The 21,013-nt window shown below is 71.2% G+C and carries 23 protein-coding genes; 15 read left to right on the top strand and 8 right to left on the bottom strand.

Annotated features, from left to right (window positions below):
• Positions 1 to 4: 4 nt before the first annotated feature.
• Together AC3B5L_RS04420 and AC3B5L_RS04415 are read left to right on the top strand one after the other, a co-directional pair.
• Positions 5 to 463 carry a flagellar hook assembly protein FlgD gene (locus AC3B5L_RS04420; RefSeq protein WP_259955183.1) on the top strand — a complete coding sequence of 153 codons (459 nt, stop codon included), beginning with the start codon at positions 5 to 7 and terminating at the stop codon, positions 461 to 463.
• A gap of 25 nt (positions 464 to 488) precedes the next feature.
• A complete protein-coding gene (locus tag AC3B5L_RS04415) occupies positions 489 to 1,649 on the top strand; it encodes a flagellar hook protein FlgE (protein ID WP_187663403.1) in 1,161 nt (386 codons plus the stop codon).
• Positions 1,650 to 1,741: 92 nt separating this feature from the next.
• Here the strand turns inward: AC3B5L_RS04415 and AC3B5L_RS04410 are convergent, their stop codons facing one another.
• Positions 1,742 to 3,127, bottom strand: a complete 1,386-nt coding sequence (locus AC3B5L_RS04410; protein WP_232089188.1) for a M23 family metallopeptidase — start codon at positions 3,125 to 3,127, stop codon at positions 1,742 to 1,744.
• A 218-nt stretch (positions 3,128 to 3,345) separates the two neighbouring features.
• Here AC3B5L_RS04410 and AC3B5L_RS04405 point away from each other — a divergent pair, with 218 nt between their 5' ends.
• The 12 genes from AC3B5L_RS04405 to csrA are packed head-to-tail and all read left to right on the top strand — an operon-like array spanning position 3,346 to position 12,577.
• Positions 3,346 to 3,600, top strand: coding sequence for a flagellar FlbD family protein (locus AC3B5L_RS04405; RefSeq protein ID WP_187663401.1), 255 nt, complete (start codon positions 3,346 to 3,348; stop codon positions 3,598 to 3,600).
• Positions 3,600 to 4,412 (top strand): motility protein A, encoded by an 813-nt coding sequence (locus AC3B5L_RS04400; RefSeq protein ID WP_071327503.1) that lies wholly within the window; start codon positions 3,600 to 3,602, stop codon positions 4,410 to 4,412. The genes AC3B5L_RS04405 and AC3B5L_RS04400 overlap by 1 nt, the downstream gene beginning before the upstream one ends.
• Complete coding sequence (locus tag AC3B5L_RS04395; RefSeq protein ID WP_187663400.1) at positions 4,409 to 5,218, top strand: OmpA/MotB family protein; 810 nt, start codon at positions 4,409 to 4,411, stop codon at positions 5,216 to 5,218. Before AC3B5L_RS04400 ends, AC3B5L_RS04395 begins: the two co-directional genes overlap by 4 nt.
• A gap of 49 nt (positions 5,219 to 5,267) precedes the next feature.
• Positions 5,268 to 6,188, top strand: a complete 921-nt coding sequence (locus AC3B5L_RS04390) for a flagellar motor switch protein FliM (RefSeq protein ID WP_232089266.1) — start codon at positions 5,268 to 5,270, stop codon at positions 6,186 to 6,188.
• On the top strand, positions 6,185 to 6,844 hold the full coding sequence (gene fliN / locus AC3B5L_RS04385) for a flagellar motor switch protein FliN (RefSeq protein WP_259953068.1): 660 nt from the start codon (positions 6,185 to 6,187) through the stop codon (positions 6,842 to 6,844). Before AC3B5L_RS04390 ends, fliN begins: the two co-directional genes overlap by 4 nt.
• Positions 6,845 to 6,894: 50 nt before the next feature.
• Positions 6,895 to 7,332: a FliO/MopB family protein gene (locus AC3B5L_RS04380; protein WP_259953066.1), complete on the top strand. Its 438-nt coding sequence runs from the start codon at positions 6,895 to 6,897 to the stop codon at positions 7,330 to 7,332.
• Positions 7,329 to 8,138 carry a flagellar type III secretion system pore protein FliP gene (gene fliP / locus AC3B5L_RS04375; RefSeq protein ID WP_187663397.1) on the top strand — a complete coding sequence of 270 codons (810 nt, stop codon included), beginning with the start codon at positions 7,329 to 7,331 and terminating at the stop codon, positions 8,136 to 8,138. Before AC3B5L_RS04380 ends, fliP begins: the two co-directional genes overlap by 4 nt.
• Complete coding sequence (gene fliQ, locus AC3B5L_RS04370; RefSeq protein ID WP_025104366.1) at positions 8,135 to 8,407, top strand: flagellar biosynthesis protein FliQ; 273 nt, start codon at positions 8,135 to 8,137, stop codon at positions 8,405 to 8,407. Before fliP ends, fliQ begins: the two co-directional genes overlap by 4 nt.
• Positions 8,408 to 8,411: 4 nt before the next feature.
• Positions 8,412 to 9,173, top strand: a complete 762-nt coding sequence (locus tag AC3B5L_RS04365) for a flagellar biosynthetic protein FliR (RefSeq protein ID WP_187663396.1) — start codon at positions 8,412 to 8,414, stop codon at positions 9,171 to 9,173.
• A complete protein-coding gene (locus AC3B5L_RS04360; protein WP_187663395.1) occupies positions 9,170 to 10,261 on the top strand; it encodes an EscU/YscU/HrcU family type III secretion system export apparatus switch protein in 1,092 nt (363 codons plus the stop codon). Before AC3B5L_RS04365 ends, AC3B5L_RS04360 begins: the two co-directional genes overlap by 4 nt.
• A complete protein-coding gene (locus tag AC3B5L_RS04355; protein WP_187663394.1) occupies positions 10,258 to 12,321 on the top strand; it encodes a flagellar biosynthesis protein FlhA in 2,064 nt (687 codons plus the stop codon). The genes AC3B5L_RS04360 and AC3B5L_RS04355 overlap by 4 nt, the downstream gene beginning before the upstream one ends.
• Positions 12,322 to 12,325: 4 nt before the next feature.
• Positions 12,326 to 12,577, top strand: coding sequence for a carbon storage regulator CsrA (gene csrA, locus AC3B5L_RS04350; RefSeq protein ID WP_025104370.1), 252 nt, complete (start codon positions 12,326 to 12,328; stop codon positions 12,575 to 12,577).
• Here csrA and AC3B5L_RS04345 read toward each other — a convergent pair.
• Positions 12,574 to 14,262 carry a 2-isopropylmalate synthase gene (locus AC3B5L_RS04345; protein ID WP_490096424.1) on the bottom strand — a complete coding sequence of 563 codons (1,689 nt, stop codon included), beginning with the start codon at positions 14,260 to 14,262 and terminating at the stop codon, positions 12,574 to 12,576. The genes csrA and AC3B5L_RS04345 overlap by 4 nt on opposite strands.
• Before the next feature lie 278 nt (positions 14,263 to 14,540).
• Here AC3B5L_RS04345 and AC3B5L_RS04340 point away from each other — a divergent pair, with 278 nt between their 5' ends.
• On the top strand, positions 14,541 to 15,209 hold the full coding sequence (locus AC3B5L_RS04340; protein WP_187663392.1) for a FadR/GntR family transcriptional regulator: 669 nt from the start codon (positions 14,541 to 14,543) through the stop codon (positions 15,207 to 15,209).
• A 15-nt stretch (positions 15,210 to 15,224) separates the two neighbouring features.
• Here the strand turns inward: AC3B5L_RS04340 and AC3B5L_RS04335 are convergent, their stop codons facing one another.
• The 6 genes from AC3B5L_RS04335 to AC3B5L_RS04310 form a co-directional block, all read right to left on the bottom strand.
• On the bottom strand, positions 15,225 to 16,361 hold the full coding sequence (locus AC3B5L_RS04335) for a hypothetical protein (protein ID WP_259953057.1): 1,137 nt from the start codon (positions 16,359 to 16,361) through the stop codon (positions 15,225 to 15,227).
• A complete protein-coding gene (locus AC3B5L_RS04330; RefSeq protein WP_259953055.1) occupies positions 16,358 to 17,950 on the bottom strand; it encodes a sensor histidine kinase in 1,593 nt (530 codons plus the stop codon). The genes AC3B5L_RS04335 and AC3B5L_RS04330 overlap by 4 nt, the downstream gene beginning before the upstream one ends.
• 209 nt (positions 17,951 to 18,159) lie before the next feature.
• Positions 18,160 to 19,005 (bottom strand): response regulator transcription factor, encoded by an 846-nt coding sequence (locus AC3B5L_RS04325; protein ID WP_187663389.1) that lies wholly within the window; start codon positions 19,003 to 19,005, stop codon positions 18,160 to 18,162.
• Entirely contained in the window at positions 19,002 to 19,496 is a 495-nt protein-coding gene (tsaE, locus tag AC3B5L_RS04320) for a tRNA (adenosine(37)-N6)-threonylcarbamoyltransferase complex ATPase subunit type 1 TsaE (RefSeq protein WP_396817912.1), read from the bottom strand. The genes AC3B5L_RS04325 and tsaE overlap by 4 nt, the downstream gene beginning before the upstream one ends.
• Positions 19,493 to 20,599, bottom strand: a complete 1,107-nt coding sequence (alr, locus tag AC3B5L_RS04315) for an alanine racemase (RefSeq protein ID WP_259953053.1) — start codon at positions 20,597 to 20,599, stop codon at positions 19,493 to 19,495. Before alr ends, tsaE begins: the two co-directional genes overlap by 4 nt.
• Positions 20,596 to 20,955 carry a holo-ACP synthase gene (locus tag AC3B5L_RS04310; RefSeq protein WP_187663387.1) on the bottom strand — a complete coding sequence of 120 codons (360 nt, stop codon included), beginning with the start codon at positions 20,953 to 20,955 and terminating at the stop codon, positions 20,596 to 20,598. The genes alr and AC3B5L_RS04310 overlap by 4 nt, the downstream gene beginning before the upstream one ends.
• Between the last annotated feature and the right edge of the window lie 58 nt (positions 20,956 to 21,013).

The following is a 21,013-nucleotide window of genomic DNA, read 5'->3' as shown; positions in this document are numbered from 1 at the left end:
CCCCATGACCACGGTCGACTCCATCACCGGCACCCTCCCGCCGGGTGCCACGCCGACGTCCGGTGTGCAGACCGGCAGCACGACCCCGGCGACCGAGCGCAAGAAGACGCTCGACTCCGAGGTGTTCCTCAAGCTGCTCGTGACCCAGCTCACCAACCAGGACCCGAGCTCCCCCATGAACACGAACGAGATGATCTCGCAGACCACGCAGCTCGCCTCCATGGAGCAGCTGACGGCGCTCGCCTCGACGAGCACCGAGAGCTTCGCGCTCAGCATGCGGCAGACCGCCGCCGCCCTCCTCGGCCAGGAGGCGCAGTACGTCGACCCCGACGGTGTCACCCAGAAGGGCATCGTCACCGCGGTCTCCTATGCGGGAGCCATCCCCACCGTGACCATCGGCGAGAAGTCGATCCCCCTCGACGCCGTCTCCGGCGTCTCCCTCGTCCCCGGCACCGCTGCCTGACCCCGCTCCCCAGAAAGGCATCACCATGCTCCGTTCCCTCTTCTCCGGAATCTCCGGACTCCGCTCGCACCAGACCATGCTCGACGTCACGGGCAACAACATCGCCAACGTCAACACGACCGGCTTCAAGGCCTCGTCCGTGCAGTTCCAGGACTCCCTCTCCCAGCTGCTGCGCAACTCGATGCTGCCGCAGCAGGCGACGGGCGGACAGAACCCGGCCCAGGTCGGGCTCGGCGTGCAGGTCGCCGGCATCAGCACCAACTTCGCCGGCGGCGCCCCGCAGCCGACCGGCGTTCCCACCGACCTGATGATCTCGGGCGACGGGTTCTTCGTCGTCCGCTCCGGTGGCGAGACGCTGTACACCCGCAACGGCGGCTTCACCTTCGACGCGAGCGGCCGTCTGGTCGGCGCCGGCGGCGCGCTCGTCCAGGGGTGGACGGCGCGCAACGGCGCGATCGTCCCCGGCCAGGGCATCGGCGACATCACCCTCCCGGTCGGCGCCCTCAGCCCGGCCGCGGCCACCACCACCGCACGGGCCACGGGCAACCTGCCCTCCGGCGCCCCGGTCGGCGAGACGCTCGTGCGCGACATCAAGACCTACGGCGCCGACGGCTCCGCCTCCACCCTGCGCCTGACCTTCACGCGCAGCGCGACCGGGTGGAACGTCACCGACGGCGCGGGCGCGAGCACCGCGCTGACCTTCACCGACGGCGTGCAGAACGGCGCGGGCAGCATCGTGTCCGGCGGCGTCACCGTCGACCTGTCCGGGGTGACCGGTTTCGCCGACGTCAGCGACATCGCCATCAAGGAGCAGAACGGCAAGCCGGCCGGCACGCTGAGCTCCTACGCCCTGACGAACGACGGCAGCCTCGTCGGCACGTTCAGCAACGGCGACACCCAGGTGCTGGCCCGCATCGCGCTCGCCGGCTTCGTCAACCCCGGGGGTCTGGAGAAGGTCGGCTCGTCGCAGTTCCGTCCGAGCGGCAACTCGGGTCAGGCCGAGCTCGGACAGCCCGGCACCGGCGGCCTCGGCGGCATCATCAGCGGTGCTCTGGAGATGTCGAACGTCGACCTCTCCCAGGAGTTCACGAACCTCATCGTCGCGCAGCGCGGTTTCCAGGCGAACGCCCGCATCATCACCACCAGCGACGAGGTGCTCCAGGAGCTCACGAACCTCAAGCGCTGACCCCTCCCCGAGACCCCGCTTTCGCGCCGAGGCCCCGCCGTATCCACGTGGATACGGCGGGGCCTCGGCGACAACACGGGGTTTCGGGCGCCTCAGACGTAGATGCCGCGCTGCTCCATGAAGCGCACGGGGTTCGTGTACCCGCCGTTGATGTAGACCTCGAAGTGGAGGTGGCATCCGAACGATCGCCCGGTGTCACCGGCATAGGCGATGACCTGGCCGGAGCGCACCCACTGTCCGCTGCGCACGTTGATGCCGCCCGGCTTGATGTGGGCGTATCCCGTGCTGATGCCGCCGCCGTGCTGGATGCGGATGTAGTTGCCGTAGTTCCCGTTCGGTCCGGCATAGTCGACCGTGCCGGAGTTCGCGGCGTAGATCGCGGCGCCGCAGCCGTTGGCGAGGTCCGCACCGTAGTGGAAACTCGACGAGCAGCCCTGAGGACCGCAGATGGGGGTGCGCGGGCCGTAGCTCGAGCTGCGCGCGCCGCCGTGCGGGCGGACCCAGCCACCGTTGCCCGCGGAGCCGCCGCCACCACCGCCGCCACCGCCACCGCCACCACCGCCGCTGGTCCCCCGAGCGGCAGCTGCCGCCGCCGCGGCCGCCGCAGCCGCCTCGCGCTTGCGGCGGGCTTCCTCTTCCCGCCGCCGCGCCTCGACGCCCGCCTGGTACCCCGCGACCGTCTTGGTCGTGGTGTCCTTGAGGGCCGCCAGCTGCGCCTTGAGGGTCTCGAGGTTCGCCGCCTGCTCGTCGAGTGCGGCCTGCGCGGCGTCCGCGGCCTGCTGCGCCGCGACCATCTTCTGCTCGGCGACCTGCTGCAGGCGGTCGCGCTCGTCCCGGGCGACGTCGGCCTGCGCCGTCAGCGCCTGGGCGGTGTCGCGCGCCGAGACGGCGTTGTCGTAGGTGGTCTGGTTGTACTCGAGGAACTTGTTCATCGTGCCGAGGCGCGACAGGAGTTCGTCGGCGTTGGCGCCTGACCCTGCGAAGAACAGCTCCAGAGCGGTGTCGTCCCCGCCGCTGCGGTACAGCTGGGCGGCGACCTGACCGGCTTTCTTCGCCGTCTCCTCCGCGAGCGCCGACTGCTCGTCGGCCTGAGCCTGCAGGGTCTCCGCCTCCGTGATGGCCGCGAAGTACGCCTGCTGCGCCTCGTAGAACTCGTCCGACGCGACCTGCGCCGCCGCCTGGGTCTCGGCGACCTTGCGCTCGAGGGACTGGATCAGCCCCTGGATCCGGGTGACCTCACCGGCCTTGGCCGCCTCGTTGTTCTTCGCCCGCTGGACGTCGTCCCAGCTCGGGTAGGACGCCGCGTGCGCGGCGGTGACGCCGGACCCGACGCCGAAGGCGGCGAGCGCGACCACGCCCAGCGCCCCGATCCCGAAGGCGCTGCGGCGGCTGACCGGCTGGCGCCACAGCGCGCCCCGCTCGGCCGCCGTCGGCGCGCAGCCGCATTCCTCGGCCGCCGTCGCCGCGGCCTTCTCCACGTTCCGATCCCGCACAAGGCTCCCTTCGCCCGCTGCTCATCGTCCCCCGCCCCTGATCCCTATCGGCGACGACGCGCCCGTCGTGAGGAAGATCCCCGTCCGCTCGGGCACCGGCGCTAACGACGCGCAGCACCCGGCCGACAGTCCCCTCCGACAGCCCAGGACGGGCCGTCGGTTCCCCGCTTCCGGGCGGGGCGAGCTTTTCCAGGATGGAGCCCATGATCGTCCTCACGCGCCTGAACCGTTCCCGGTTCGCGGTGAACCCCGACCTGATCGAACGTGTCCAGGCCACGCCGGACACGACGATCACGATGGTCGACGGCGCGACCTTCGTCGTCACGGAGACGATGGACGACGTGATCGCCCGCATCACCCGGTTCCGCGCCGGTGTCCTCGCGACCGCCGCCGCGCTGGTCGCGGCCGGCACCGAGGACCCCCTGCCCGGCGCTGACGTGACGGGAGGGGACGCCTGATGGATCCGTCTCTCATCCTCGGGCTCGTCCTCGCGTTCGGCGCCCTGATCGCCATGATCAACCTGGAGGGCGCGACGGTCGGGTCGCTCCTGCTCCCGGCTCCCATGGTGCTCGTCTTCGGCGCCACGATCGCGGTCGGGCTCGCCAGCGGCACGCTGCGCGACGCCCTGCACGCCGTGAAGTCCCTCCCCCGCGCCTTCCGCGGCGAGCGGCGCACCGCGCAGAGCACGATCGACACCGTGGTCGGCTACGCGGAGAAGGCCCGCTCCGAGGGCCTGCTCGCGCTGGAGCAGGGTCTGGACGAGGAGAAGGACCCGTTCCTGCGGCAGGCCCTGCAGAGCATCGCCGACGGCACGGACGCGGAGGACCTGCGGGTGCTCCTCGAGGACGAGCTCACGTCCACCGCCGCCCGGAACCGCACCGCCTCGCGCTTCTACATGACCCTCGGCGGGTTCGCTCCCACGGTGGGCATCATCGGCACGGTGGTCAGCCTCACCCACGTGCTGGAGAAGCTCGACAAGCCGGACACGCTCGGCCCGATGATCGCCGCGGCCTTCGTCGCCACGCTGTGGGGCCTGCTGTCGGCGAACTTCATCTGGCTGCCGATCGGCGGCCGGCTGCAGCGCCTCGGCGAGCTGGAGCTCGAACGCATGACGGTGCTGATGGAGGGCATGCTCGCCGTGCAGGCCGGCGCCGCCCCCGCCCACGTCCGCGAACGTCTGAGCGCGCTCGTCTCCGACCGCTCCCCCGGCCGCTCCCGCCGCCGCGAGCAGCCCGCGGAGACGGAGGCGCACGAGGACCTCTTCTCATGAGCGTGCGCACCCGACGCCGCGTCCAGGAGTCCGAGCACAGCGGACCGGACGAGCGCTGGATGGCGTCCTACCTCGACATGGTCACGGTGCTCATGTGCATGTTCATCGTGCTGTTCGCGATGTCGACGGTCGACCAGGAGAAGTTCGAGGCCCTCAGCGCCTCGCTCGCGACGGGTTTCGGCCAGGAGCCCTCGGACGACGTCGACGTGACCAGCGGCGTGGTCGTGCCTCCGGAGCTCATCGACGACGAGGGCCAGGACTTCGCCGACACGGGCCTGGAGGCCGCGGAGCGCGAGTTCGACGAGCTGTCCGCCCTGCGCGAGCGGCTGCGTCAGGTCCTCGCCGAACGGGGACTGGAGACCGACGTCACCTTCACGATCGATGAGCGCGGGCTGACCATCGGACTGGTGAGCGCCGAGACCTTCTTCACCACCAACAGCACGGATCTCAGTCCGGCCGCGACGCAGGTGCTGGACGCCCTGGGTTCGGTCCTCGTCTCCGCGCCGAACGAGATCTCGGTGGAGGGGCACGCCGACGCCCGCGGCTCGGTCGCACCCTTCCCGACCAACTGGGAGCTCTCGGCCGGACGCTCGACCCAGGTGCTGCGCTATCTCGTGGAGGCAGCCGGCCTGCCCCCCGCACACCTCAAATCCGTGGGCTTCGGCGACACCCGTCCGGTGGCCGCCGGGAGCACCCCCGAGCAGCTCGCCGAGAACCGCCGCGTGGACATCGTCATCCTCTCCGACGCCAGCGAGGAGGTGCGAGCGCTGATCCCTGCCGCGGGTGCTGCGCAGACCTCCCCCTGACCTGCCCCTAACGCACGCCGATCACCGCCCGATAGTCGGGTTCGTGGTGATGGATGACGGCGTGCGCTCGCGAGTGCGCGCGGAAACGGCGACCGCCGACGTCGAGGTCTACGACTTCGGCCGGGCGGCGACGCTGTCGCGCGAGCACGCCCGCACCCTGGAGCTCGCGTTCGAGACGTTCGCCCGGCAATGGTCGGCCCAGCTCTCGGGCAAGATCCACGTGCGCGCGACCATCGCCGTCGAGCACGTGGGCATGCTGACGTACGGCGAGTACGCGCAGTCGCTGCCCACGACCACGACCATGATCGTGTGCGCGCTGCCGGATTCCGACGAGCGCCTGATCGTGCAGGTGCCGATCCCGACCGCGACCTCCTGGATCGTGCAGATGGTCGGCGGCCGGGTCACCGCCACCGCCGAGGACCGCACGTTCACCCCGATCGAGCAGGCGCTGATCCGGTCGTTGATCGGCGACGCGATCGATCACCTCACCGGCAGCCTCGACGGACTGCTGCCCACCGGGGTCGCCGTCGCCGGCATCCAGTACAGCTCCCAGTTCGCTCAGGTCGCCGCCGCCGGGGAGCCGGTGATCGTGGCGCGTCTGTCGATGCGCCACGGCGGCCGGACCGTCCCCGCCAGCATCATGCTCCCCGCCTCGGTGCTCGCCGGCTTCGCGGTGCGCGCCTCCGACGCCGACCGCTCCGAGACCCCCGGTCTCGTGCGCCGCCAGGTGGAATCGACTCCGGTCGAGATCGCGCTCCGGCTGGCACCGCGGACCGTGCTGCCCCGTGAGGTGCTCGACCTCGCCGTCGGGGATCTGCTGCCCCTGCCGCATGCCGCCGACCGTCCGATGCTCCTCACCGTCGGAGATCAGACCGTCGCGACGGCGGCCGTCGGCAGTGCCGGTGCCCGCCTCGCCTGCGTCGTGACCGCCACCGTCCCCGAAACCGCCCCCGCTCAGGAGTCCGCGTGATCAGCACCACCGCCTACGAGTCCGCCGTCGCCGCCGCGTTCGCGGCGCGACTGCCCACCGCCGCACCGGTCACCGCCCGCGCCTCCCAGGCGTCCGGGGATACCGGGGAGGCCGTCGTGGCGCAGTTCGTCGGAGAGGCGAGCGCGCAGCTCGCCGTGCAGCTCCTCGACGCCGACGTGCTGGTCGACGGCCTCGGGGACCGTCCGCTCACGGACCGGCTCCTGGATGCGCTCGAGGCCGCCGCGACCGCCCTCGGCCCCGGGCTGCTGGGCGAGGCGGCGGTCGGCGACGCCTCGGCCGTCTTCGCCGACCCGCAGACCCAGCTCTTCGACCTCGTGGACCACACCGAGCGGACCATCGGCCGACTCGCGGTGCGGATCACGCATCGCCCGGCGCGTCCGACGGGAGCCGACGGCCGCCTGCACCGCATCGCGGGCGTCGAGATGGAGCTCACGGTGGAGGTCGGCCGCACCCGCATGGCGGTCCGCGACGTGCTCGACCTCGAGCCGGGTCGCATCGTGGAGCTCGACCGCTCCGCGGGAGCCCCGGCGGACGTCAAGCTCAACGGACGCACGATCGCACACGGCGAGGTCGTCGTCGTGGATCAGGACTACGCGGTGCGGATCACCCGCATCCTCGAGAACGTCGAGGCCTGACCCTGGACGACCTCCTGCTCGCGCTGCGGGTCGGGCTGTCGCTCGCCGCAGTGCTCGGGCTGCTCTGGTTCCTGCAGCGACGGGTGTCGAAGACCCAGGCGCGGCGCCGTGACGCGGAGGCGATCACGGTGCTCGGACGCCAGGGCATCGGCCCGAAGGCGCAGCTCGTGGTCGTGCAGACCGACGACGCGCGCTACGTCCTCGGGGTCACCGAGCACGGCGTGAGCGTGGTCGACCGCCTCCCCGTCCGAGCCGAGGTCCGGGACACCTCGGAGACGGCATCCGCGTCCGAGCGCGATACGGTGAGCGACGACGCCGAGTTCGACCGCATCCTCGCCGCGGCCGCCCTCACCGGCACACCGGCAGCGGGCACCGCCGCACCGGAGCTCCGTCGCCGCGTACGGCACCGCAACGACCCGCTCCGCGGTTCCATCCTCTCCCCCGATACCTGGCGGCAGACCGCCGAGGCCCTCCGGCGCGCCCGATGAGCGCGAGCCGTGCCGTCGATCGCGCTCGCGCCTCGCGGCTCCTCGTCGTCGTCGCGGGCGCGATCCTCCTGGCCCTGGTCCTCGTCGTCGTCACCGGCGGCGCCGCGCACGCCGAGATCACCCCGGACGACGGGGAGGGCGTGACGATCGACATCAACGGGATCGACGGCGGGCCGTCCGGATCGATCCTCACCCTCCTGGGGATCACGCTGCTGTCGGTGGCCCCCGCACTGCTGCTGATGATGACGTCGTTCACGAAGATCTTCGTGGTGCTCGCCATGACCAGGAACGCGCTGTCCCTCCCCACCATCCCGCCGAACCAGGTGCTGGCCGGGCTGTCGCTCTTCCTGTCGCTGTTCATCATGTGGCCGGTCCTGACCGAGATCAACACGCTGGCCGTCCAGCCGTACATCGACGGCGCGCTCACGTTCACGCAGGCCGTCGACGTCGGGCAGGGCCCGCTGCGGGAGTGGATGCTGCACTACACGCGCGAGGAGGACCTCGCGCTGATGACCCGTATGGCCGCGCAGGACAACCCGGAGGACCCCGCGAGCGTGCCGATGTACACGCTCATCCCCGCGTTCATGATCTCGGAGCTCCGGGCCGCGTTCATCATCGGCTTCGTGATCTTCGTGCCGTTCCTCGTGATCGACCTCGTGGTGGCCGCGGCGCTGATGTCGATGGGCATGATGATGCTCCCGCCGGTCATGATCTCGCTGCCGTTCAAGATCCTGCTGTTCATCCTCGTCGACGGCTGGGGGCTCATCATCAAAGCCCTCCTGGAGAGCTACGGAGGTGTGGGATGAGCCCCGAGGCCGTCCTCGACATCGGCGCCCAGGGGCTGCTGATCGCGGCCAAGCTCGCCGCACCGATGCTGATCACGGCGCTCGTGGTGGGCTTCGCGATCTCGCTGCTGCAGTCCATCACCCAGGTGCAGGAGGTGACGCTGTCGTTCGTGCCGAAGATCGTCGCCGTCGGCATCGCCCTGCTCATCGCCGGGAACTGGATGATCGCCGAGATCATCGCCTTCACGAACGAGATGTTCGCCCGCATCCCGTCTCTGCTGAGCGGATGAGCCCGTGTTCATCCCGATCGACTTCGCGTGGCTGGAGGCCACGCTGCTCGCCGCCGTGCGGATCACGGCGTTCATCATGATCGCCCCGCCGTTCTCGTATCGGGCGATCCCGGTGCGGGTGAAGGCGATGCTCTCGATCGGACTGTCCCTCGCGGTGGGTGCCGCGGTCGCCCCGGGCTACGAGAGCCTCGACACGGGGCCGTTCCTCGGCGCACTCGTGATCCAGCTCCTCACCGGTGCCCTGCTGGGCTTCCTCGTGCTGCTCTGCTTCTCCGCGGTGCAGGCCGCGGGCAGCCTGATCGACGTGTTCGGCGGGTTCCAGCTCGCCCAGGCCTTCGACCCGGCGGCGATGGTCAACGGCGCGCAGTTCACCCGGCTGTTCCACCTGACGGCGCTCACGCTGCTCTTCGCCTCCGGCGGCTATCAGCTCATCCTCGCCGGGCTCGCCCGCAGCTTCGACGCCGTTCCGGTCGACGGCATCTTCCGTGTGGCGGGACCGACCGAGCTGCTCGTCGACGGGGTGTCCCAGATGGTGCTGGCGGCCGTACAGATCGCCGGCCCTCTGGTGCTGGTGCTCTTCCTCGCCGATGTCGGGCTCGGGCTCATCACGCGCGTGGCGCCGGCACTCAACGCCTTCGCGATGGGCTTCCCGGTCAAGATCCTGCTGACGCTCCTGCTCGCCGGTGCCGTGTACGTCGCGTTCCCCGGCATCGTCGACGCCCTCGCCACCCAGGCCTTCCGCATGATGCAGGGGGTGACGCCGTGAGCGGGTCGGACAGCGGCGAGCGCAGCGAGAAGGCCACCGAGAAGCACCTCCGCGAGGCCAGGCAGAAGGGCCGGATCGCCCGGAGCCAGGACCTGACGGCGTGGCTCGGCATCGGCGCCGCCGCCGTCATGATGCCCGCCGCCATCGCCGCGGGGACAGGCGCCGGCACCGAGCAGCTCATCTCCCTCACCTCGCTCATGCAGGCGCCCTCACCCGACGCCGCCCTCGCGGCCCTCGGGCGGGCCCTCGCCTCGGTGCTGCCGACCCTGGGGGCGCTGCTCGCCGCGGTCGCGATCGTGACGCTGTTCGGTGCGGTGGTGCAGGGCGGCGTGCATCTGCGGAAGCTGTCCGGGCGTTACGAGCAGTTCAACCTCGTCTCCGGGGTCCGGCGGGTGTTCGGCCTGCAGGCCCTCTGGGAGGGGGCGAAGGCCCTGCTGAAGACGGCCGCCATCGCCCTCGCCCTGTGGGTCGTCATCGCCGGCCTCATGCCCGTGCTCACCGCGAGCGGCGCCCACTCCATCTCCCGGCTGCTCGGCACCGCGGCGGACGGGACCGCCGCGCTGCTGCAGACCGCGATCGCGGTGGGCCTGGTGCTCGCGGCCATCGACCTGTTCGTGGTGATGCGTCGCAACCGCAAGCACACCCGCATGACCAAGCGCGAGGTGCGCGACGAGAACAAGAACTCCGAGGGCGATCCGCTCATCCGTCAGCAGCGCCGGTCGCGCCAGCTCGCGGTGAGCCGCAACCGCATGATCGCCGCGGTCGCCGGCTCCGACGTCGTGGTCGTCAACCCCACGCACATCGCCATCGCCTTGGAGTACGACCCCGGCACGTCTGCGCCGAAGGTCGTGGCGAAGGGCAGCGGGGTCATCGCCGAGCGCATCCGCGAGAAGGCGCTCGAGTCCGGCGTCCCCCTCGTCCGTGACGTCACCCTCGCCCGAGCCCTGCACGCCGCGTGCGAGCTGGGTCAGGAGATCCCCGAAGACCTCTACAACGCCGTGGCACGCGTGCTCGTGTTCGTCGACGCGCTCCGGCGCCGAGGCGCCGCCCGCGGCATCCACTCTCTCCCGTATCGGAGGACCGTATGAAGAAGCTGCTCATCACGCTCGGGGTGCCGATCGGCGTCGTCGGCATCATCATGCTGCTCGTCGTTCCGGTGCCGCCGTTCCTGCTCGACGTGCTGATCATCCTCAACATCATGTTCGCGCTGGTCATCCTGCTGACCTCGATGTTCGTGAAGAAGCCGCTCGACTTCTCGGTGTTCCCCTCGCTGCTGCTCGTGGCGACGCTGTTCCGGCTGGGGCTGAACGTCGCCTCCACCCGCCTCGTCCTCGGCGAGGCATATGCGGGACAGGTGATCGAGGCGTTCGGGGCGATCGCGGTGGGCGGCTCGCTCATCATCGGCGCCGTGGTCTTCCTCATCCTCGTCGTCATCCAGTTCGTCGTGGTGACCAAGGGTGCAGAGCGCGTGGCCGAGGTGGGCGCCCGGTTCACGCTCGACGCGATGCCGGGCAAGCAGATGGCCATCGACGCCGATCTCAACGCCGGCCTCATCAGCGACACCGAGGCCCGCGAACGCCGGGCGGAGGTGGCGGCCGAGTCCGACTTCTACGGGGCGATGGACGGCGCCTCGAAGTTCGTCAAGGGCGACGCGATCGCCGGACTCGTCATCATCATCATCAACCTCGTCGGCGGCATCGCGATCGGCCTCGTGCAGCACGGCATGTCGATCGACCAGGCGGTGAGCACCTACAGCCTGCTCACGATCGGCGACGGCCTCGTCACGCAGATCCCCGCCCTGCTCATGGCGGTCTCGACCGGCATGATCGTCACCCGCTCGACCGCCGAGGCCGAGATGGGATCGGCCGCGTCCACGCAGCTCGGCCAGTCGCGCAACGCCCTCATCATCGCGGGATGCGCGGCCATCGTCATGTCTCTCATCCCGCACATGCCGATGCTCCCCTTCCTGGTGATCGGCGCCCTGCTGCTCCTCATCGCGCAGCGCATCACCGCGACCCGCAAGCGCGAGGAGGCGGAGGCCGCACAGGCCCCGGCTCCCGCGCCGGTGGACCAGCCCGAGGAGCTCATCGAGCGCATGCGGGTGCATCCTCTGGAGATCCTGCTCGCCCCCGACATCGTCGACCTGGTCACCGGCGGACCCGACGACCTCCTCGCCCGGGTGAAGGCGCTGCGGCGCCGCATCGCACTCGACCTCGGTCTGGTCACCCCGCCCGTGCGCACGAGGGACAGCATCGAACTCCCCCAGGCGACGTACGTCATCCGCATCGCCGGTGTCGAGACCGGACGCGGCACCGCGCCCACCGGGTCGGTCCTGGCCCTCGGGCAGGGGCTGGACAGCCTGCCGGGGACCGCCGCTCTGGACCCGGTGTTCGGTCTCGAGGGCAAGTGGATCCCGATGGAGATGCGTCACAGCGCGGAGTTCGCCGGGGCCACGGTGATCGACAGGGCGAGCGTCATCATCACCCATCTGTCGAGCGTGATCCAGACGCACGCCGCCCGGCTGCTCACCCGGGAGGACGTCCGCCAGCTCACCGACGCCCTGAAGCAGGTCTCCCCGTCGGCGGTCGAGGAGCTCACGCCCGCCCTGCTCTCGCTCGCGGAGGTCCAGCGGGTGCTGCAGGGCCTGCTCGCCGAACGCGTGCCCATCAACGACCTCAGCCGCATCTACGAGGCGCTCGCGCTCCGTGCCAAGGTCTCCACCGATCCGGAAGGACTGATCGAGGCGGCCCGTGCCGCGCTGGGCCCTGCCATCGCCTCCCGCTTCGCCGAGGACGGCACGCTCCGGGTCGTGATGATCGCCCCGCTGCTGGAGCAGGCGATGCTGGAGAGCCTCCGTCCCGGCGACGAGGGCTCTCAGATCGTCTTCGATCCACCGCGGATGGAAGCGGTGATCGCGTCGGTGAAGCAGGCCGTGGCCGCGCAGACGGACGGCGGAGAGCCGGTGCTCGTGTGCGCACCATCGCTGCGCCCCGCCGTGCGGCGGCTGGTGTCGGCGCAGACCGACGGCCTCCCCGTGCTCTCCTACAGCGAGGCGACCGCGGCCGCCCTCACGATCGAGACGATCGGGGTGGTCCGGGACTCCTCCACCGCGTCGCTCGGGGCCGCCCCCGCCGCACCAGTAGGCTGAACGAATGCTGGTGTTGACGAGGCGGATCGGTGAGAGCGTACGCATCGACGGCGAGATCGAGGTCACGCTGCTCGACATCAAGGGCGACAGCGTGCGCATCGGCGTCAAGGCCCCGCGGGAGACCCGCATCCAGCGCACCGAGATCATCGAGGCCGTCGTCGCCGAGAACGTCTCCGCCGCCGCCGACACCGACGCGAGCGCCGCGGACGCCATCACCGCGGCACTCGCGCGCGGGCGCGAGAAGCAGACCCCCTAGGCCCGCTCGCCCCGCGGGGCGGTGGCGGAGCGCTCCGCCGCGTTCCGCACGGCGTGCAGGGTCGCGGTCAGCACGGAGCGGTCGCGCCCGGCCGCCCAGCCCGAGCGCACGCCGTCGCGATACTCGATCAGGGTGAGCGCTTCGCTCCCAGCCCCCGATCCGATGCTCGTCTGGTGCAGACTCAGGACTTCGACGGGCAGGCCGATCCCTGCGAGCGCCGTGCCCAGCGCCTCCACCGGACCGACGCCGTCATGGCGGGTCCGTGTCTCGACGCCGTCGGCGTGGAGCGTGATCGTCGTGCACCCTCCCGCGACCTCGGCCTCCGCTCGCAGCGTCGTCGGGCTCGTGCTCGCGAGGTAGGCGGCATCGAAGATGGCCCATACCTCCGCGGCCGAGACCTCGCGTCCCGTCTGCTCGGTGCGCTGCTGGACGTGACGAGCGAGGTCGATCTGCAGGCGCCGCGGCAGCTCGATCCCGTAGGCGTCCTCCAGCAGGTAGGCGATGCCGCCCTTCCCGGACTGCGAGTTGACGCGGATCACGGCGTCGTAGCTGCGGCCGATGTCCGCCGGGTCGATGGGAAGATACGGCACGCGCCATTCGATGTCCCGTTCCGCGCGGCCTTCCCTCGCAGCACGGGCGCGATGCTCCGCGAACCCCTTCCGGATGGCGTCCTGATGGGTGCCCGAGAAGGCGGTGTGCACGAGGTCGCCGGCATACGGGTGCCGCACATGGATGTCGATGCCGTTGCAGTGCGCGACGGTCCGGCGGATCTCGTCGATGTCGGAGAAGTCGATCATCGGATCGACGCCCTGCGCGTGGAGGTTGAGGGCGAGGGTCACGAGGTCGACGTTGCCGGTGCGCTCCCCGTTGCCGAAGAGGCACCCCTCGACCCGCTGCGCGCCGGCGAGGACGGCGAGTTCCGCGCAGGCGACGCCGGTACCGCGGTCGTTGTGCGGATGCACGGAGAGGATGACCCCGTCGCGACGCCCGAGGTTGCGGTGCATGTACTCGATCTGGTCCGCGTAGACGTTCGGGGTCGCGACTTCCACGGTCGCGGGCAGGTTCAGGATCACGGGACGCTCGGGGGTCGCGTCCCACAGGGTCGTCATCGCCCCGCACACGTCGAGGACGAAGTCCGGCTCGGTGAGGGTGAACACCTCGGGAGAGAACTCGAAGCGGACGTTGTCGAGGTCTCCCGCGAACCGCAGCACGTCCTCCCCTCCGGCGAGGATCAGCGCGATGAGCCCCTCACGGTCCTGTCCGAGGACGACGTCCCGCCACGTGGGCGCGGTAGCGGTGTACATGTGGATGACGACGGGATTGCGGATGCCGCGCACGGACTCCACGGTCCGTTCGATGAGTTCGCGTCGCGCCGGCGTGAACACCACGATCGTCACGTCGGCGGGAGCGAGGTCGGTCTCGGCGAGGAGCCGCACGAAGTCGTAGTCCGTCCGGGAGGCCGAGGGGTAGCCGACTTCGATCTCCTTGTAGCCCATGGCGACCATGAGCTCGAAGAACCGTCGCTTGCGGGACGGGTCCATCGGCTCGGCCAGCGCCTGGTTCCCGTCGCGGAGATCCACCGGGACCCAGAGCGGTGCCTGCGTCAGTCGCGCGCTCGGCCAGGTCGGGGTCTCCAGCGGAACGGCGACGCGGGAGTACACGTCTCGATAGCGGTTCGAGGGCATCTGCGAGGGCCGCTGCCGATTCCAGTGCGGAGCGTCGTCGGGCAGGACACCGGAGGGAGTCGAGAGGGTCGGGAAAGCGCGGGACGGGGTCATGGTCTGGTTCCTGTTCGGATCGCGGGGAGGGCGACCGACGCGTGCTGCGGCTCCACGACGAGGAGCCGGTCTGATCAGGCCCCGCCGTGGCGGCGAAGGAGGAGGAACCGGAGCGTGCGCATACGGGCACTCTACCACAACTCCTCAGACAAGCAGAGAAGTGCGTCGGATGCGAGAATGGGCCCATGACGACCGTGCGCCGCGAATCCCTCGCCGAACAGGCCGCCGAGCTCCTTCTCGCACGCATCGGAGCCGGCGAGTGGCAGGTCGGCGGCAAGCTGCCGGGCGAGACGACGCTCGCTCCGCAGCTCGGGGTCGGAAGGTCGACGGCCAGGGAGGCGATCCGGATCCTCGCGGGGCGAGGCGTGCTCGCCACACGCCAGGGCGCCGGGGTCTTCGTCACGGCCACGGAACCCGCCGCGAGTTGGGATGCCGTCCTCGATCGCGCCGACATCATCGCCGTCCTCGAGGCCCGCACCGCGATCGAGGTCGAAGCCGCGGCTCTCGCCGCCGAGCGCCGGACCTCCGCAGACCTGGACGAGCTGACGCGCACGCTCGCGGAACGTGACCGTCGTCGCACGGACGTCCGCGCGCACGTCGAGGCGGACATGGCCTTCCACCGCGCCGTCGTCGTCGCGTCCGGCAATCCCGTGCTGCGGGAGCTGTTCGACGGCTTCGCCCCCCGCTCGCTGCAGGCGATGATCGACATGCTGCGCATCCGCGGCCATCACGGCGACGATGCCGACCAGGAGGCGCACGCGCGAATCGGCGACGCTATCGTCGCGCGCGACCCGAGAGCAGCCGCCGCCCTGACGCGCGAGCACCTCGACACGACGAAGAGGCTGTTCGGCTGACGCCGGAGGGCCTGGTCACACGGCGGCCAGGTCCGACTCCTGCGCCCGCTTCCACTGATCCCCACCGGCATCGCGCGCCCGGCACGCCGCCGATGCCGCCGCCGCGACGAGAGCGTCGTAGTCGTACCCGGCGACGGATGCCGTCGCCCAGCCGATGCTCGCGGAGGAACGGATGCCGGTCGCCGGCGCGTCCAGGTCGATGATCGACACGGATCCCAGGATCGCCCGCAGATGGAAGCGCACCGCCTCGTCGCTGCCGTGGATGAGGACGATCGCGCGGTCGTCGGCGACCCGTTCCGCATCGGCGGTCGCCGGGAGCGCGTCGCAGATGTCCGCGTGGAACCGGTCCGCGATGCGTCGGAACCCGGCGCTGCTCGACGCCTCGCGGAGGTCGGCGGGATCGTCCAGGCGGACGTCGAGGACCGACCACGCGGGGTCCTTCTGCGCTGCCGCCTTGCGCAGACGATCCCTGGCACGGTTCGCGGCGCCGTCGGTCCCCGGCGGCGCGCTCTCCACCCGGACGAGGAGCACGAGCGTGAACGCCGCGCAGGTGCTCATGACGATCGTCCCCAGGGCGTTCACTCCGCGGAGCGCGCTGAGCTGCTCCTCGGTGCTCACGCCGCCGGAGACGAGGGCGGACCCCGCGCTGACGACGGCGACCACCACGAAGCCGCACGCGGCGAGCGCGAGCGGCAGGACGATGTCCCGCGTCGCCGCCTGCCCGCGCGTCAGCTCCCAGGCGAGCAGCCCGGCGAAGACCGCCATCGCCAGGAAGACGACGTGGAACACCGGCAGATACCAGCGCGTGCCCGCCGTCAGGATCAGGGCTGCGGGCACCCCGACGAGCGCGACGATGACCGGAAGCCAGGGTGCCGTGCGCTCGAAATGCATCCGCACGCCGATCCACACCAGCGGCACGAAGCAGACGACGATGGCGGACGCGGCCGCCCGCAGCACGGGGCTGCCGGTGTGGTGCCCGGCCAGCCACAGGTAGGCGCCGAGCATCCCGATACCGAAGGCGACCCCCCAGACGATGGTCGCCCTGCTCGGTCGGGCGAGAGTCGCGAGACCGACGACGACCGCGGTGAGCACGGTCACCACCGCCACCATGCTCGTGGTGACATCGACGCTCACGGGCACGAGCGGTGTCATACGGGGTCCTCTTTCGTTCGTCGGGGGAAACGGACGGTGACGGTGGTGCCGACGTCCACCTCGCTCGACACGAGGATGACGCCGCCGTGTGCGACCACGATGTCCCGCGCGATGCCCATGCCGAGCCCGGTACCGGGGATGCCGCCGCGCACGGCGCTGTCGGCGCGGAAGTACGGCTCGAACAGCCGCGGCAGCTCGTCCTCGGAGATGCCGATCCCCGTGTCCGCCACCGTGACCTCCGCATGGCCGTCGGACTCCACCAGCCGTACCGTGATGCGGCCGCCTCCCTCCGTGTACTTGGCGGCGTTGCCCAGGAGGTTGTCCACCACCTGACGCAACCGGAACGCGTCTCCCGTGATCACCACCCGCTCCGCCCCATCGAGCACGAGTTCCTGGCGCGCGGCGCCCATCAGGGGCGCGAACGATGCGGCGGACTCCTCCACGACCACGCGCAGGTCCACCGGCTCGAAGGGGTCGTGCGAGATCCGCCCCGTCTGAGCCTGCATGCTCGTGACGAGATCCTGCAGCCGCTCCCCGGCGTCCGCGATGACCTCGATCTGCGCCGGCACCCGGCCGGGGAGGTCGTCGCGCTCCCGCAGGAGCTCGACATGGCCGATGATCGCCGTGAGCGGGTTGCGCAGTTCGTGGGAGATCACGGCGGTCAGCGCCCGACGCTCCTCGGCGGCCTCGAGGAGGGCGGTGACGTCATCGATGACGACGAGGGTGATGCTCTCCCCCTCCCGGGCACTTGCGATGGGCTGGGTGGTCACGGCCAGGGCATGCCACTGCCCTGCACCGTCGTACAGCCACACCCGCTCCTCCCGCATCTGCTCCCCCGCGGCGGCTCGTGCCAGCGTGGTGCGCTCCGGCGTCAGAGCCGTTCCGCGCCGCGCGTCGTACTCGACGGAGGCCGACGGGAGCGCTGTGCCGAAGCGGTCGCGGCCGTACAGGGCGCGGTAGGCGTCGTTCATCTGCAGGACGCGGCCCGCGGAGGTGACCACCACCAGCGCGATGCCCAGCGCGTCGATGACCTGCGTGACGCGCTCCTGATTCGTCTCGGCCCGCTCCGCCGCCCTGTTCACCTGTTCGGAACGGCGCTGCAGGAGCCGCCGCGCCGCACCGGAGCGCTGGGCGCCGATACGGACGGTCACGCCGAGGAAGCTCAGGGTGATGACGACGGTGAGCACCCGGAGCAGTACGTCCTCCGGCGGCCCGGAGCGGTCCGCGAAGAACACGAGGCAGCCGCCGCTGAGGACGATGCCGACGAACACCCAGGGCATCGAGAAGTAGGTCGCCAACCAGACCACCGGGAACACCCAGAGGAAGCCGAGCCGGAGATCCGGCACGTTCGTCGTCAGTCCCACCCCGAGCACGTCCAGCAGCGGGAGGACGGTCACCGCCGTGCGCGGCAGGCGCCGCCAGGGCACCATGAGCGCCACCAGGGTGGTGACCACGATGAGGCCGATCCCCCCGATGAACAGCGGGATCGCGAGGGTCTGCGGCTTGAAGCCCGCGACCATCACCACGATGGCGACGATGCTCGCGGTGAACACCAGCTGCCACCGCCAGATCGAGACCGTGCGGATCATCAAGGCCCGCCTCCCGGTCGATCCTCAGCATTCACGCAAGATTACTCAAAGATCGTCACTTCGCGCTCTTCAGGTGGCCTTCCCGTCCTACGATTCTGAGTGGGAGCCGACGCTGCGACTGGGGATTTCGCAGAAGCTGGGGCCGCGCGAGTGGGGATTCGCAGGCATCCGGGGCCGCGGTGGGGGAGCCGCGGCCTCGACCCCTCTCCTCAGACGGGCCGGTCGTCGGAGGTCAGACGGTAGCCGACGCCGCGCACCGTCTCGATGTAGCGCGGGGCGTTCGGGTTGTCACCGAGCTTCCGGCGCAGATTGGCCATGTGCGTCTCGATGGCCCGCTTGTCCGGCTCGCTCACCCGGTCGAAGGCGTCTCCGGAGAGGCCGCGCAGCCCGCGTGCGAGGTCGGCCTTGCTGCAGACTCTGCGGCCGGCCTCGAGGAGCGCGGCGAGCAGATCGAACTCGGTGGGGGTGAGTTCGACGGGGCGCTGGGAGACGAGCACGAGACGCGTGTCGAGGTCGAGGCTGAGGTCGCGGTGCACGAGCCCTCGCCACGTGGCGACGGTGGCGTCGGCGGCGGCGATGACCGGCAGGGACGCGCTCGACGCCGCGGAGGCCGTCGAGACGGTGACCCGGGGCGGCGGGGCGCTCGCGGCCGCGGGCGTCCCCTTGTCCGCCGCGGACAGGCGGGTACGGCGGAGGAGCGCCTCGATCCGCGCCCGCAGCTCGCGCGGCCGGAAGGGCTTGACGAGGTACTCGTCGGCACCGGAGGTGAGGCCCAGCACCACGTCCGACTCCTCGGCGAGGGCGGACAGCATGATGATGAAGGTGTCGCTGACCCGTCGGATGCGTCGCGCGACCTCGAACCCGTCGATGCCGGGGAGGTTGATGTCGAGGGTGGTGATGATCGGGTGGTGCGCCGCCACTGCCGCGAGACCGTCCGGACCGGAACCCGCCAGCACGGTGCGGAAGCCCGCGGCGAGGAACACCTCGTCCAGGAGCGACCGCACACCGGGGTCGTCTTCGATGATGACCGCGACCAGCGGCGTCTCCCCCGTCACGCGCGCTCCTCGCGGGCGATCGTGACGAAGCGCGGCGCGTCGGCGTCCAGCTCCGAGGGGTCGAGGTCGTCCTCGTCGTCGCCGGCTCCGACGGGGCGTTCGATCTCGACGTCCCACCAGGCGTCGGCGAGCTCCTCCGCCATGCCGCGGCCCCACTCCACGACCACGACCGACCGCTCCAGATCGAGGTCGAGGTCGTCGAGTTCGGCGGCGGAGCCGAGGCGGTACGCGTCCACGTGCACGAGCGGCGCTCGGCCGACCAGGGACGGGTGGGTGCGGGCGATCACGAAGGTCGGGCTCTGCACGGGCCCCCGCACACCGAGTCCCTCGGCCAGACCCCGGGTGAACGTGGTCTTGCCCGCCCCCAGGGGTCCGGTGAGGATGAGCAGGTCGCCCGGTTCGAGCTGCTCGCCGATACGCAGCCCGAGCTGCTCCATCTCCTCGGAGGTGGCGATCCGCCGGCGTCCGAGGAACGCCGGGTCCAGGCTCACGTCGTCCTCCGCGGCACCCGGTGCCCGATGCGGGTGACGATCTCGTAGCCGATGGTGCCGGCGGCCTCGGCCCAGTCCGCGGCCGAGGGCACGCCGAGGGTCGGGTCCCCGAAGAGGATGACCTCGTCGCCGACCGCGACCGGGGCATCGCCGACGTCCACGACGAACTGATCCATCGCGATCCGTCCCACGTTCGTGTAACGCCGCCCTCCGATGGACACGGGCAGTCGCCCCGAGGCGCTGCGGGGGACGCCGTCGGCATACCCCAGCGGCACGAGCGCCAGGGTGGTCTCCCGGTCCGTGCGGTGCACGTAGTCGTAGGAGACCCCGGTGCCGGCGGGAACGCGCCGCACGGCGGCGACCGCCCCACGAAGGGTCATGGCCGGACGCAGGCCCAGTTCCGCCGAGGAGCGGTCGTCGAAGGGCGAGAGGCCGTAGGTGCCGATGCCGATGCGGACGGCGTCCAGTCGCGTCTCGGGAAGGTCGATGGCGGCGGCCGTGGCGGCGATGTGTCGGATCTCGGGTCGCACGCCGAGCGCGGCGGCCTGCGCCACCCCTTCCTCGAATCGGGCGAGCGCGGCACGGTCGTCGGCGGGCGAGGCGTTGGAGAGGTGGCTGAAGAGTCCCACGACCCTGACCCGTCCGATGCGCTCCAGGCGAGCGGCCTCCGCGAGCACCGTCCCCCAGCCGTCGGGGGCGATGCCGTTGCGGGACAACCCGGTCTCGAGCTTCAGGTGCACGGCGACCGGGCGGTCTCCGGATGCGGCGGCGGCCGCCGCCTGCAGCTGGTCGTATGACGAGATGCCGAGCTCGATCCCCTCGGCGGCCGCCTGGACGAAGCGCTCCCCCGGAGCGTGCAGCCAGGCCACGATCGGGGCGTGCACGCCCTGACGCCGCAGCTCCAGTGCCTCCGGGATCTCGGCCACGCCGAGGCGGGTGGCGCCGGCGGAGAGAGCCGCCACGGCGGCCGCGGCGGCACCGTGGCCGTACGCGTTCGCCTTCACGACGACGAGCACCTCCACGCCGGTCAGGCGACGGAAGTGCCGCACGTTGTCGGCGATCGCATCCAGGTCGATCGTCGCCTCGCGGAACGGGACGGTCACAGCGGGGCTCCTTCGGCGACGACGAACGCGGCGGCGAGACCGGCGTCGTGGGTGAGGGTGAGGTGCAGCGTGAGGATGCCGCGTTCCTCGACCACCGCGGCGGTGGATCCGGACAGCACGAAATGCGGCCGCCCTGAGGGCTCGGAGGCGATCTCGATCTCGGTCCAGTGCACGCCGTCGGAGCCGCCGAGGGCCTTGATCAGCGCTTCCTTCGCGGCGTACCGCGCGGCCAAGGACGGCAGCCGGAGCTCCCGTTCGGACGGGGCGAACAGCCGCTCCCGCAGACGAGGCGTCCTGGTCATCGTGCGCTCGAACCGCGGGATGTCCACGAGGTCGATGCCGGTGCCGATGATCACGCGTTCAGCCTACTCGGGCTTCCCCACCCACCCCGTTACGAACGCCCCACCCGTCTGC

The organism is Microbacterium sp. C-MGS6 (assembly GCF_058140415.1).
The sequence above is the reverse complement of the archived record's forward strand: the minus strand, read 5'-3'. Positions and strand labels throughout refer to the sequence as shown.

What these genes read in the sequence shown, in the direction of transcription:
- AC3B5L_RS04420 (WP_259955183.1), top strand. Translation starts at nt 5, where the DNA reads ATGACCACGGTCGACTCCATCACCGGCACCCTCCCGCCGGGTGCCACG.
- AC3B5L_RS04415 (WP_187663403.1), top strand. Translation starts at nt 489, where the DNA reads ATGCTCCGTTCCCTCTTCTCCGGAATCTCCGGACTCCGCTCGCACCAG.
- AC3B5L_RS04405 (WP_187663401.1), top strand. Translation starts at nt 3,346, where the DNA reads ATGATCGTCCTCACGCGCCTGAACCGTTCCCGGTTCGCGGTGAACCCC.
- AC3B5L_RS04400 (WP_071327503.1), top strand. Translation starts at nt 3,600, where the DNA reads ATGGATCCGTCTCTCATCCTCGGGCTCGTCCTCGCGTTCGGCGCCCTG.
- AC3B5L_RS04395 (WP_187663400.1), top strand. Translation starts at nt 4,409, where the DNA reads ATGAGCGTGCGCACCCGACGCCGCGTCCAGGAGTCCGAGCACAGCGGA.
- AC3B5L_RS04390 (WP_232089266.1), top strand. Translation starts at nt 5,268, where the DNA reads ATGGATGACGGCGTGCGCTCGCGAGTGCGCGCGGAAACGGCGACCGCC.
- fliP (WP_187663397.1), top strand. Translation starts at nt 7,329, where the DNA reads ATGAGCGCGAGCCGTGCCGTCGATCGCGCTCGCGCCTCGCGGCTCCTC.
- fliQ (WP_025104366.1), top strand. Translation starts at nt 8,135, where the DNA reads ATGAGCCCCGAGGCCGTCCTCGACATCGGCGCCCAGGGGCTGCTGATC.
- AC3B5L_RS04355 (WP_187663394.1), top strand. Translation starts at nt 10,258, where the DNA reads ATGAAGAAGCTGCTCATCACGCTCGGGGTGCCGATCGGCGTCGTCGGC.
- csrA (WP_025104370.1), top strand. Translation starts at nt 12,326, where the DNA reads ATGCTGGTGTTGACGAGGCGGATCGGTGAGAGCGTACGCATCGACGGC.
- AC3B5L_RS04345 (WP_490096424.1), bottom strand. Translation starts at nt 14,262, where the DNA reads ATGCCCTCGAACCGCTATCGAGACGTGTACTCCCGCGTCGCCGTTCCG.
- AC3B5L_RS04340 (WP_187663392.1), top strand. Translation starts at nt 14,541, where the DNA reads ATGACGACCGTGCGCCGCGAATCCCTCGCCGAACAGGCCGCCGAGCTC.
- AC3B5L_RS04335 (WP_259953057.1), bottom strand. Translation starts at nt 16,361, where the DNA reads ATGACACCGCTCGTGCCCGTGAGCGTCGATGTCACCACGAGCATGGTG.
- AC3B5L_RS04330 (WP_259953055.1), bottom strand. Translation starts at nt 17,950, where the DNA reads ATGATCCGCACGGTCTCGATCTGGCGGTGGCAGCTGGTGTTCACCGCG.